This is a genomic window from Blautia stercoris (assembly GCF_054657695.1).
Window position 1 is genome coordinate 568,917 of the sequence record NZ_BAAHYF010000001.1, and the last position, 12,410, is coordinate 581,326.

Annotated in this window: 12 protein-coding genes; 1 reads left to right on the forward strand and 11 read right to left on the reverse strand. The window is 38.4% G+C overall.

Annotated elements, in window-relative coordinates; all coding sequences use genetic code 11:
• Positions 1-10 precede the first annotated feature (10 nt).
• The gene (rsxC, locus tag ACYQ2D_RS02830; protein ID WP_459784570.1) at positions 11-1,333 is read right to left on the reverse strand and encodes an electron transport complex subunit RsxC; all 1,323 of its coding nucleotides are present in this window, start codon (positions 1,331-1,333) and stop codon (positions 11-13) included.
• Positions 1,334-1,347: 14 nt separating this feature from the next.
• Positions 1,348-2,271 carry a putative ABC transporter permease gene (locus ACYQ2D_RS02835; RefSeq protein WP_117456380.1) on the reverse strand — a complete coding sequence of 308 codons (924 nt, stop codon included), beginning with the start codon at positions 2,269-2,271 and terminating at the stop codon, positions 1,348-1,350.
• A 115-nt stretch (positions 2,272-2,386) separates the two neighbouring features.
• On the opposite strand from ACYQ2D_RS02835, the gene ACYQ2D_RS02840 reads away from it, so the two are divergent.
• The gene (locus ACYQ2D_RS02840) at positions 2,387-3,505 is read left to right on the forward strand and encodes a ribonuclease H-like domain-containing protein (RefSeq protein ID WP_459784571.1); all 1,119 of its coding nucleotides are present in this window, start codon (positions 2,387-2,389) and stop codon (positions 3,503-3,505) included.
• Positions 3,506-3,570: 65 nt separating this feature from the next.
• Here ACYQ2D_RS02840 and rpsA read toward each other — a convergent pair whose 3' ends face one another.
• From rpsA to ACYQ2D_RS02885, 9 genes are all read right to left on the reverse strand, one after another.
• A complete protein-coding gene (rpsA, locus tag ACYQ2D_RS02845; RefSeq protein ID WP_022303506.1) occupies positions 3,571-4,656 on the reverse strand; it encodes a 30S ribosomal protein S1 in 1,086 nt (361 codons plus the stop codon).
• The gene (ispH, locus tag ACYQ2D_RS02850) at positions 4,637-5,488 is read right to left on the reverse strand and encodes a 4-hydroxy-3-methylbut-2-enyl diphosphate reductase (protein WP_117456377.1); all 852 of its coding nucleotides are present in this window, start codon (positions 5,486-5,488) and stop codon (positions 4,637-4,639) included. Before ispH ends, rpsA begins: the two co-directional genes overlap by 20 nt.
• 16 nt (positions 5,489-5,504) lie before the next feature.
• Positions 5,505-6,170 (reverse strand): (d)CMP kinase, encoded by a 666-nt coding sequence (cmk, locus tag ACYQ2D_RS02855; RefSeq protein WP_459784573.1) that lies wholly within the window; start codon positions 6,168-6,170, stop codon positions 5,505-5,507.
• Positions 6,171-6,215: 45 nt separating this feature from the next.
• On the reverse strand, positions 6,216-7,454 hold the full coding sequence (locus ACYQ2D_RS02860) for a BaiN/RdsA family NAD(P)/FAD-dependent oxidoreductase (RefSeq protein WP_022303503.1): 1,239 nt from the start codon (positions 7,452-7,454) through the stop codon (positions 6,216-6,218).
• A gap of 12 nt (positions 7,455-7,466) precedes the next feature.
• On the reverse strand, positions 7,467-8,390 hold the full coding sequence (locus ACYQ2D_RS02865) for a MurR/RpiR family transcriptional regulator (protein WP_187558008.1): 924 nt from the start codon (positions 8,388-8,390) through the stop codon (positions 7,467-7,469).
• A 187-nt stretch (positions 8,391-8,577) separates the two neighbouring features.
• Entirely contained in the window at positions 8,578-9,990 is a 1,413-nt protein-coding gene (locus ACYQ2D_RS02870; protein ID WP_022303501.1) for an oxaloacetate decarboxylase subunit alpha, read from the reverse strand.
• Positions 9,991-10,009: 19 nt separating this feature from the next.
• Positions 10,010-11,167, reverse strand: a complete 1,158-nt coding sequence (locus ACYQ2D_RS02875; RefSeq protein ID WP_372554309.1) for a sodium ion-translocating decarboxylase subunit beta — start codon at positions 11,165-11,167, stop codon at positions 10,010-10,012.
• An 85-nt stretch (positions 11,168-11,252) separates the two neighbouring features.
• Positions 11,253-11,621, reverse strand: coding sequence for a biotin/lipoyl-containing protein (locus tag ACYQ2D_RS02880; protein WP_022303499.1), 369 nt, complete (start codon positions 11,619-11,621; stop codon positions 11,253-11,255).
• A gap of 18 nt (positions 11,622-11,639) precedes the next feature.
• Positions 11,640-12,401, reverse strand: a complete 762-nt coding sequence (locus ACYQ2D_RS02885) for an OadG family transporter subunit (protein ID WP_117456374.1) — start codon at positions 12,399-12,401, stop codon at positions 11,640-11,642.
• Positions 12,402-12,410: the final 9 nt, after the last annotated feature.

The window sequence follows — 12,410 nt, forward strand, 5'->3', positions numbered from 1 at the left end:
TTTTCTCCTCCTATTTTGCCTTTTTACGGTTTGCAAGAACCATCTTTCTCATAGAACGTACAGACTGAGTCAGATGACGTTTTGCCGGACAGACAAAACTACAACATCCACATTCTACACATTCCAGTCCATTATGTTTTACAAACTGTTCTTCCTGTCCATGTTCTGAATAAGTCGCCAGTCTTGACGGTACCAGTCTTGCCGGACACGCACTGACACAACGACCACAGTTAATGCACGCTGTTGCTTCTACTGCTGTTACTTCATCTTTCTTTAAACATAAAATAGCAGAAGAAGTTTTTACAATCGGAACATGGTAGTCATACATGGCAAATCCCATCATCGGACCACCAGAGATAACCTTTTCTACCGGCTCGTTTAATCCGCCTGCCGCTTCAATCAGATCCGCAAAACTGGTTCCGATTTTTACACGGAAATTCTGCGGATTTGCGATTCCATCACCGGTTACTGTTACGATTTTTTCAGTAACCGGACGTCCAAACATAACTGCACGATAAACAGCACATACCGTATCGACATTATCTACCACACATCCTGCGTCTGCCGGAAGCATAGAAGAGTTAATCTCTCTGTCTGTCACTGCATAAATCAGACAACGCTCTGCACCCTGCGGGTATTTTGTTTTTAATGTTTTTACTTCAATTCTCGGTTCATCTTTTACTAACTCTGTCATCTTTGCAATACAATCCGGCTTATTATCCTCGATACAGATACAGCCTTTTGCATTATCAAATAATTTCAACATGCATTTCAAGCCACCGATTACTTCATCTGGATAATCCATCATACGGCGGTAATCAGAAGTCAGATATGGTTCACATTCGGCTCCATTTACCAGTACATATTCAATTTTATCCGGCTCTTTTGGAGAAAGCTTTACATGAGTCGGAAAACCTGCTCCACCCATACCAACTACTCCGCCCTCGCGGATTTTATTTAAAACTTCTTCTTTTGAAAGTGAATCAAGAGACTCCGTCACCTGATCCGGTACACTTTCATATTGCTCATCATTTTCAATAATAATCGCATCTACTTTGCTTCCCATATTATTGAGAATTTTTTTAATTCCAGTCACTGTTCCTGAAACAGATGCATGAATCGGTGCAGATACAAATCCGCCCGCCTCCGCAATCATCTGTCCCGCCAAAACATGGTCTCCTTTCTTAACGACCGGTTTTGCCGGAGCACCAATGTGCTGGGATAATGGATAAACCAGCTCTTTTCCCGGAGCATAGTCCGTTATGGGTTTTTCTTTTGACAGTTCTTTTCCGTCATAAGGATGTACTCCACCCCTAAAGGTTAAAAACGCCATATATAGTTCCTCCTTTACTTTGAAATTCGTTTTTCATGTCTTTTTCCAGACTTTCTTTCTAAATGATGTCTGAATTCAGTCTTCAATCCGGGATACGCCTGTATCATACGTTTTCTAACAGGATTGGTCTCTTTACGAATCGTGATATATTTTTCTTTAAATTCATCCATGCGTTTTTCCAGTTCTGCACGCATTCCTTCATAAGTTTCCGGCAATTGCAGCTGTTTTTTCTCAAGCTGTGATGAAAATTCTGCTTTCTTCTCTGCAATGCGCTCTGCCAGTTCTGATGCATTTATCACACGTAATTCATCCAGTTTCTCACGAACTTCCTCTTTTGTCTCATATAATTTGGTTGTATGAAGATAACCACTTAAATCCTCCAGCATATCTTCCACTTTTCCAAAGGCTTTGCTTAAATTGAACGCTGTTACTGCAGAACTTCCAAAGTCAACTGCATATAACACACTTACAATGGAAATTCCAACTTTTCCCACAGACACAGGATAAAGTCCTGTAATCCATTCCACAAACGGCTGAAATACATAAAACAGTAACACCGTAAATGCACCCCAGGCAATGGATGACCCCAGACAGATATATCCCTGAAGATTAAATGGCTTTTTACTGTAATCCCACCATCGGGTATGAAAAATCGCTTCCATCAGCCAGCCTGTTATGTACTCTAACACCGTTGCAACAATCACTCCACCGAAATACAAAATCAGTATATTTTCGTCAAAATCTTTCAAGATTAAATATACACTGATTGCTCCGAACCCATAAATGGTACACAATGGACCATTTATAAAACCTCTGTTTATTATCTTTTTTGCTTTTGCGGACACGTAACAGGATTCCCACACCCATCCCAGAAAGCTGTAGATAAAAAACCAGTTTATGATATAATACAAAGAGACTCCCGCAATTTTAACTTCCATATTACCTCCTTTTTGCTCTCTTATAATAATATAACATTTTTTTTGTAATTTCTCTATAAAATTTAGTAAATTTTTCGTATTATTTTTAGTACATATCGAAAGGATGTTTGTTAATATGTTAACAATAGCTAGTTTTTATTCAAATTTTTATTATAATTGCATAGATCATTTTTTCCAAAAAAATTCCATTTCAAAAGAACGAACTCTATTTTTCGATATTGAAACGACTGGATTAAGCCATAAAACCAGTCATCTTTACCTAATTGGAGCTGCAGTCTTTGAAAAAACTTCGTTCAAACTTTATCAATTTCTGGCTGAACATGAAACTTCCGAAGAAGAGACAGCACTTTTACAGTCCTTTTATAAGCTTTGCTCAGACCGTGACTGTCTGATTCATTTTAATGGAACTACTTTTGATATCCCATATTTACTTCATAAGTCCACACAATATCAGGTTTCATCCCCTCTTCTTTCAATGAAATCTATCGATTTATATCGGACTCTGCGTCCAATTTCATTTTTACTTCCGGTTTCTGATTTTAAACAGAGAACACTGGAACCTCTCTGCCATTATCAAAGACTTGATACCATGGACGGAAAACAATTAATTCAGGTCTTTCATTCCTTTGCTTCTCTGCATAAAAAAGAGGATCAAAACCTGCTTCTCCTTCATAACCATGATGATATAGAAGGAATGTTCCATCTGCTCTCTCTTGATATTTTAAAAGCTGTCCTAAATGGTAAATTTGAATTCATTCAAAGTCATATTTTAAAAAGCACAACTTTAAATGGCGATATCCGCACAGATATTTTATTTCAATTTTCACTGCCATCTGTTCTTCCGACTGATTTTTCTTATCACTTAGAAATGTTCTCTCTCACTTTCTCCGGGCATACGGGAAAATTAAAACTGCCTCTTTTATCTGGAACATTAAGATACTTCTACAAAAATTATAAAAATTATTATTATCTTCCTCTTGAGGATGAAGCGGTTCATAAATCCATTGCTTCTTATGTCGATTCGTCCTGCCGTCAAAAGGCAAAAGCTTCCAACTGCTATAAAAAGATTTCCGGATTTTTTCTGCGTGCTTATGGTAATCCAAATCTTTCTCAATTTAAGACCGATTATGAGAGTAAAGAAATTTATATTCAGTGGACTTCAGAATTTTCTGCTTCACCCGAAATGCAGCAGGAATTTTTAAGAGAATTTTTAAAAAATCTTCCAAAGAAATAGAAAAATAAAAAACGACTGCCTCTAAGCAGCCGTTTTTTTCTCGTTGTTACATTTTTATTATTTTATTATTCTTCTGTTGTTTCTGCTGTCTCTTCTACTGCCGGTTCTAATACTTTCATGCTCAGGCTGATTTTCTTTTCTTCTCCGTTGAAGTCTACAACTTTTGCAGTTACAACCTGTCCTACAGAAAGTACATCAGATGGTTTTTCAACATGTGCTCTGGAAATCTGAGATACATGAAGCAATGCATCTACACCCGGTTCTAACTCGATAAATGCACCAAAATCTGTCATACGTGCAATTTTTCCTTCTACTACATTACCAGCTGCATATTTTTCAGCTGCATGTAACCAAGGATTCTGGTCTTCAAATTTAAGGCTGAGAGCAATTTTATCTCCGTTGATATCTTTGATTAATACTTTGATTGGATCTCCGGCTTTGAATACTTTCTTCGGATTTTCTACTCTGCCCCAGGACATTTCAGAAATATGAAGAAGACCATCTGCTCCACCTAAATCGATGAATGCACCAAAGTCTGTTACATTTTTGATTGTTCCTTCTACAACATCGCCCGGTTTGATTCTTGCAAACAGTTCTTTCTGCATTTCTGCTTTTTTAGCAACTAAAAGCTGTTTACGGTCACCAATAATACGACGACGTCTTGGATTAAATTCTGTGATTACAAATTCAATTTCCTGGTCCTGATATTTTGTTAAATCTTTTTCATAAGAATCAGATACGAGGCTTGCCGGAATAAATACTCTTGTATCTTCTACCAGTACGCTTAAACCGCCATCTAATACCTGAGTTACTTTTGCTGTTAATACTTCTTTATTTTCAAAAGCTTCTTCCAGTCTCTTATTTCCTTTTTCAGCAGCCAGTCTCTTGTAAGTAAGAAGAACCTGACCTTCTCCATCATTTACTTTGAGGACTTTTGCTTCCATTGTGTCACCTACAGATACAACTGTAGTAAGGTCAAGATTGGAATCGTTTGAATATTCATTTCTTGAAATAATACCATCTGCTTTGTATCCGATATTTAAGATGATTTCATCTTCTTTTACGCCGATGACAGTACCTTCCACTACCTCTCCGTTTCTGATTGTTTTAAATGATTCGTCTAACATCTGTTCAAAACTTAATTCTGACATGTTTTGAAACCTCCTCAATTATTTTATTTGGGGTTGACGCCCCGGCTGTAATACCAACACATTGAATGGATTGAAAACTATCAGAATCCAAGTCAGCAAGTGTCTGTATATAGTAGGTGTTTTTACATTCGCCACTGCATATCTCATACAGCTTTTGTGTGTTTGAGCTATGCCTGCCTCCAATGACAACCATGGCGTCTACTGTCTTTGCAATTTCTGCAGCTTCGGCCTGTCGCTCACTAGTTGCATTGCAAATTGTATTTAAAACAAGTTTATCATACCTCTTTTTGGCTAAAATTTCAACTAATTCTTGAAAATTCTTGTAATTAAATGTCGTCTGAGAGACGATACACACCTTTTCGGGTGGTGATTCCAGAAATTTTTCTGCCTGCTCTTTTGTTTTTATCACAGTAGATTCTCCTTCACACCAACCACGAATTCCCTCTACTTCAGGATGTGCCTCATTTCCAATAATTACAATATGCCGTCCGGCTTTACTTTCTCTTTCCACAATTCGATGTATTTTTAAGACAAACGGGCAGGTAACATCCACATACTCGATCTCTTTTTCTTCAAGCAGGGAATATATTCTTTTTGGAACTCCATGGGAACGGATAATTACAATACCATTTTGCAGTTTTTTTAAATCCTCTTCTGTTTCAATGACATGGACTCCTTTTTGGGCTAAATCATTTACTACCTCTTCATTATGAATAATCGGTCCGTAAGTATAAACATCTTTTTGTTCTTTCTCAGCGACCTCATAAGCTTTTTCTACTGCCCGCTTGACACCAAAACAAAACCCCGCCGTCTTTGCTACTTTTACTTCCACTTTTTAAACCTCTTTTTTATTTACTTTTTTCATAAACGGAAATCATTGTCTCTAATACTTCCTCAATTCCCATATCGGAAGAATCTAATAATACTGCGTCCTCTGCCTGTCTAAGCGGAGAAATAGCACGATTCATATCCTGATAATCTCTGTTTTCAATGTCCTTTTCCACTTCTTCTAATGTTATCTTCTCACCTTTTGCAAGATATTCCTGATAACGACGCACTGCTCTTGTATGCACACTGGCAGTCAGATAAATCTTTACATTCGCATTTGGCAAAACGCATGTTCCAATATCTCTTCCGTCCATTACAACATCAGCCTTAGCAGCCAGTTCTCTTTGAAGCTCTACCAGTTTTTCGCGGACTTTCCGGTTCTTTGCACCTGCCGAAGCCATATTTCCTACTTCTTCTTTTCGAATTTCTTCGCTTACATTTTCTCCGTTTAAAAAGACCTGCTGAACCCCATCTTCATAAGAAATGGATATCTGAATTTCTTTACATGCTTTTTCCACAGAGTTCTCATCTTTTGGTGAAATCTGATTTCTAAGCAGATACAATCCGATTGCACGGTACATTGCACCAGTATCTACATAAACAAATGAAAGGCGTTTTGCCAGTTCCTTTGCGATTGTACTTTTTCCAGCCCCTGCCGGTCCATCTATTGCAATACTAAATGCCATTTTCTCTCTCCTTTAGCTTAACTTCATCTTAACCAAATCTTGTTTTCATTCTTCCATACAGATTGCGCTTACTGCTGCATAAGCGGTTGACCAGGCAATCTGAAGATTAAATCCACCTGTTACTGCATCCAAATCAAGCACTTCTCCAATAAAATATAAATTTTTTACTTTTTTTGACTCCATTGTAGACGGATTTATTTCTTTTGTCTTTACTCCGCCCTGTGTGATAATTGCCTCATTAAAGTCCCGCATTCCTGTAATCGTAAATGGAAATGCTTTGATTAGATCAATAAATCTTCTTCTTTCTTCTTTTGTAATTTCATTGACCTTTTTTTCCGGCGAAATCTTAGAAATTTCTATCATAACCGGTTCTAATTTTGCCGGAAACAGACCTCCAATTGCGTTTTTAAACTGCTTATTCTTAACTGTTTCAAACTCTCTTAAAATTCTTGCATCGAGCTGTTCTTTTGAAACTGCCGGCTTTAAATCAATTTCAGCTAAAAGACTGCCTTTTTTTTCAAGCTGTTTTCCAATCTTTGAACTTGCTGTCAAAACAAGCGGACCCGACACTCCAAAATGAGTAAACAACAACTCTCCAAACTCTTCATACAATTTCTTTTTCTGGTCTTTGATGGTCAGCTGTACATTTTTTAAAGCCAGTCCCTGAAGTTTTGTGATATAATCTTCCTTTACCTCTAGTGGAACTAATGCCGGTCGGATTTTTGTCACACTATGTCCGGTATTTTCTGCAAAGCGATATCCATCTCCTGTCGAGCCAGTCGCCTGATAAGAATATCCGCCCGTTGCAACGATTACTTTATCAAAGGCTTCTTTTCCCTTTGCAGTCACCACATATTTGATACAGTTCTCTTCAGATAAAATATCGGTTACCTCTGTTCTTAGATGAACCTGAACCTTTGTCTCTCTCATTTTATGTTCTAATGCCCGAATAATATCTGAAGAATGGTCTGAAGCCGGAAATACCCGGTTTCCACGTTCTGTCTTTAGTTTTACCCCAATTGAGGTAAAGAAATCCATTACATTTTGACTTGTACATCCATAATAAGAACTATACAAAAATTTTGAATTGGTAATCACACTGGAAAAAAATGTTTCTTCATCACAGTCATTGGTTACATTGCACCGACCCTTTCCCGTAATAAATAATTTTTTTCCAAGTTTTTCATTCTTTTCAAATACATGTACTTCGTGTCCCTTTTCGGCAAGAAAAACAGAAGCATACATTCCGGCAGCACCGCCACCGATGATTGCTATTTTTGTCATGAAACACTCCTTTTAATCTTCTAACTCATCCGGATTACGAATTTCAATTTCTTTCCCATCCGCAAGATTAATTTCATCATTATTATACACCTGATATTCATCCCAAATTTTTTCCAAATCTTCTAACGTAGCAGTCACCTCTTTTTGTTTGCGCATACAAAGTGCGACTACTAACGCATTAATCACACTCAAAGGTGCAACAAGTGAATCTACAATTGACGCCATATCACTTCTCGCAATCAAGTTACAAGAAGAATATAAGTTCATTGGTGAATGAATGCTGTCTGTCAATGTAATTACTTTTGCATTTCTATTATTTGCAAACTCAAGCGCTTTTAATGTACGCATCGAATACCTTGGAAAACTAATTCCAATAATCACATCGTCCTTGCTGATGTGAATCATCTGTTCAAACAATTCACTTGAACTGTTTGTATGCATCAAATGTACATTATCAAATAATAAATTAAAATAAAATCCCAAAAAGCTTGCCAGTGGTGCACAACTGCGGATTCCTACAATATAAATACTCTTTGCCTCAAGAATGGTCTCCACTGCAAGTTCAAACGCATTATGGTCTATATTTTCCATTGTCAGCTTGATTTTTTCAATATCGGCTCGAAGTACCGTATCTAAAATTTCAGACTGTGGAACTCTTCCATAAGTCACTTCCATTCTCTGAATTGAATTTAACTTGTTCCGCACCAACTCTTCCAGTGCCTTTTGAAACTCCGGATATCCTTTATATCCTAAATGAATTGCGAAACGAACGACTGTTGACTCACTTACTCCAACCGTTTCTCCTAACTTTGCAGCCGTAAAAAAAGCAGCCTTATCATAATTGTCCGTAATATACGATACTAATTTTTTCTGACCTTTGCTAAATTTATGATACTGTGTATTCATCCTGCTAAGTAAGTTCTCTTCCGTCCCCATACTTTACCCCTTAACCTCTTTTCCTGTCTTAAAACATTCTATAGTAATGCTTTCATTAAGTTTATATTATAACACGAACTTAATTATTTTTCATCTGAATTTTACTAAACGCAAAAGAATTTTATGTCTAAAACAAAAAGACGAACCGTATTTCCATACGATTCGCCTTCGGAAAATTTAATCTTATTTATACAGGATAAGCTCCATTTTTTGTGTCTGCCATTTTCGGGTCTACTTTTGTTTCCTGAGCTTCTCTGTATTTAAAGAATTCTGTTGCAACCTGTGGGAATAATGCGTAAGTTAATACATCTTCTTCCTGCTCAGACCACTGTGCCATTTCTCCTCTAAGGGTGTCTAACTCAGCCGGAATTAAGTCAGCCGGACGACAGGTAATCGGTTTTGTATTACCGATGCATTTTTTCTGTACTTCTTTGTTGAACGGTTTTGCAGTTGCACCGTATTTTCCACTTAATACATCTTTTGTTTCTTTTGTAACCATCTTGTAACGTTCACCCAGAACAACATTGAATACAGCCTGTGTACCAACAATCTGAGAAGAAGGAGTAACAAGCGGGCATTCACCAAGGTCTTTACGTACTCTTGGAACTTCTTCCAATACATCGTAGAATTTATCTTCTGCACCCTGTTCTTTTAACTGAGAAGTCAGGTTAGAAAGCATACCGCCCGGTACCTGATATAACAGAGTCTTAATGTTAACACCAAGGTTCTTCGGATTGAGCAGTCCGCTGTCAAGTGCTTCGTCACGGATTGGACGGAAGTAATCAGCGATTTCAGATAACAGTTTCTGGTCAAATCCTGTATCATAAGGAGTTCCCTTAAATGTTTCTACCATAACTTCAGTTGCCGGCTGGGAAGTACCCAGAGCGAATGGAGACATTGCTGTATCAATCACATCCACACCTGCCTCTACTGCTTTTAAGTAAGTCATAGAAGCAACACCGGAAGTATAGTGTGTATGAAGCTGAATCGGAATATCTACTGTTTCTTTTAAAGCAGTTACCAGTTCAGTTGCTTTATAAGGAAGCAGAAGACCAGCCATATCTTTGATACAGATAGAATTTGCACCCATATCTTCAATTTTTTTAGCCATTTCTGTCCAGTACTCTAAAGTATAAGCATCACCTAAAGTATAAGACAGCGCAACCTGTGCATGACCTTTTTCTTTGTTTGCTGCAGAAACTGCTGTTTTTAAGTTTCTGATATCGTTCATACAGTCAAAAATACGGATAATATCAATGCCGTTTGCAATTGATTTCTGTACGAAGTATTCTACTACATCATCTGCGTAAGGACGGTATCCAAGGATATTCTGTCCACGGAATAACATCTGCAGTTTTGTATTTTTAAAACCATCACGGAATTTACGAAGTCTTTCCCATGGGTCTTCTTTTAAGAAACGAAGAGATGCATCAAATGTTGCACCACCCCAGCATTCTACGGAATGATAACCGACTTTATCCATTTTATCTACGATTGGCAGCATCTGCTCTGTTGTCATTCTTGTTGCAATCAGAGACTGATGCGCATCACGCAGAATTGTTTCTGTAATTTTAATTGGTTTTTTTACCACATCTGCCATCTTAATTTTCCTCCTTCAATTATACACCAAAGATTGCCATGAATGTACCAGCAGCTACGGCTGTACCGATAACACCGGCAACGTTTGGTCCCATTGCATGCATCAGCAGGAAGTTAGTCGGGTCTGCTTCTGCACCAACTTTCTGAGATACACGGGCTGCCATAGGAACTGCGGATACACCAGCAGAACCAATCAGCGGATTAATCTTTCCATGTGTCAGTTTACACATAACTTTACCAAGAAGAACACCACCGGCTGTACCAACTGCAAATGCTACCAGACCTAAAGCAACAATTTTTAAAGTATCCAGTTTCAGGAACGCTTCTGCACTTGTAGATGCACCTACGGATGTTCCGAGAAGGATAACTACGATGTACATTAAAGCATTAGATGCTGTTTCTGTTAACTGTTTTACAACGCCACATTCACGGAAAAGGTTACCAAGCATAAGCATACCAATTAACGGAGCTGTAGATGGTAAAATCAGACAAACAACAACTGTAATGATAATCGGGAACAGGATTTTTTCCAGTTTGGATACCGGACGAAGCTGTTCCATTTTAATTTTACGTTCTTTTTCTGTTGTGAATAACTTCATAATTGGAGGCTGGATAATTGGAACCAGTGACATATAAGAATACGCCGCCACCGCAATCGGTCCCATTAATGCTGTCTGTCCAAGCTTACCTGCAAGGAAGATAGAAGTCGGACCATCGGCACCACCGATGATAGAGATTGCTGCTGCTGCTTTTCCATTGAATCCCATAAAGATTGCAAGGAAATACGCCATATAGATACCAAGCTGTGCTGCTGCTCCCAAAAGGAAACTCTTCGGATTCGCAATCAGCGGACCAAAGTCTGTCATGGCACCTACACCCATGAAAATCAGTGACGGAAGAATACTCCATTCATCCATCAAATAGAAATAGTGAAGAAGTCCACCTGCATGTTCAATACCGGCTGCATCCGTATATGGCTGTGACATAATATCCGGATAGATATTAACTAACAGCATACCAAATGCGATTGGTACTAAAAGCAGCGGTTCAAATCCATGTCTGATTGCCAGAAATAAGAAAACAAAAGCAACCAGAATCATCAGATAGTTTCCCCATGTCAGATTCAAAAACGCTGTCTGACCAAGCAGATTGGACAATGTATCTGTTATGCTAGACATTTTATTACCTCCCATTGTCTGTATTTTTCGCAGATTTCTATCTACGACCGCAAACTTACAAATAAATCACTCTATTTGCAAATTTTTAGTTCATAGTTGCCAGTGTACTACCGTTTTCAACTGCATCACCAACTGCTACGTCAATACTTGCAATGGTTCCGTCCTGTGGAGCAACAACCGGAATTTCCATTTTCATAGCTTCCAGAACTACAATACTGTCTCCAGCTTTTACTGCCTGACCTACGCTTGCTTCGATTTTTACGATTTTACCTGCTGCAGATGCTGCAACTGTTACAGAACCAGCGGATGCCGGAGCTGCTGCTTTTGCAGGTGCTGCTTTTGGTGCTGCCTTTGGTGCTGCTTTCGGAGCAGATGCTGCTACAGCGTTTCCAGCGCCTTCTTCTACTGTTACATCATAAGCAACGCCATTTACTGTGATTGTATAAGATTTCATAATCATTTCCTCCTGTGATTAGGCTCTGTGCCAATTTCCTTTTTTTGACTTTCTGATTGAACGAACAACAAAGCTGTCCGTCGATGTATTCTCAGATGCCGCAATTGCTGCTGCGATAACTGCAATCAGTTCGCCATCATCAATTACTTCTTCCTCTTCTACTTCCGGAACAGCAACAACCGGTGCCGGTTTTGCCTGTTCTGGTGCTTTGTTTTTCTTTGATAAAGCTGCTTCCAGTTTCGGGATAAATCTCATAAGAGAAATCAGGAAACTTAAGAAGATAAGCATGATAAATACGATTCCGATACCCATAACGGTATTCTGACCTGCCTGTGCCATTTTTTCACCCATGCTGTAAACAGGGTCAATGCTGACACTGGTAGGAGTTCCATTTTTATCAAGTATAAACACACAATCTGCATCACGATTTTCAAACTTTGCATCAATAGTAACTACATAAGTGTCATCGTCGATTTCCATTTTACCATCTTTAACTTCTTCAAAACTTCCTAAAGAAGAACCGCTGGTATCCCAAGCAGAAGCTGCCGCTGCACTAAATGCATCATCGCCTTCCATATAGCTTTTAATGCTTGCTTCATCCAACTGAGAAATATTCTGGAGTACAGTTCCAAAACTCTCGATTAAGGACTGCTGAGATGCTTCATCCGGCATCGTAAGAGAGCTTGTTTCTTCACTACTGTTCTTTCCACAAGCGGTCATTGCCAAGATACATACGCTAATCAGAATCAGTCCAATGATTTTTTTCCATGTCTGCTTCATATTAATTCA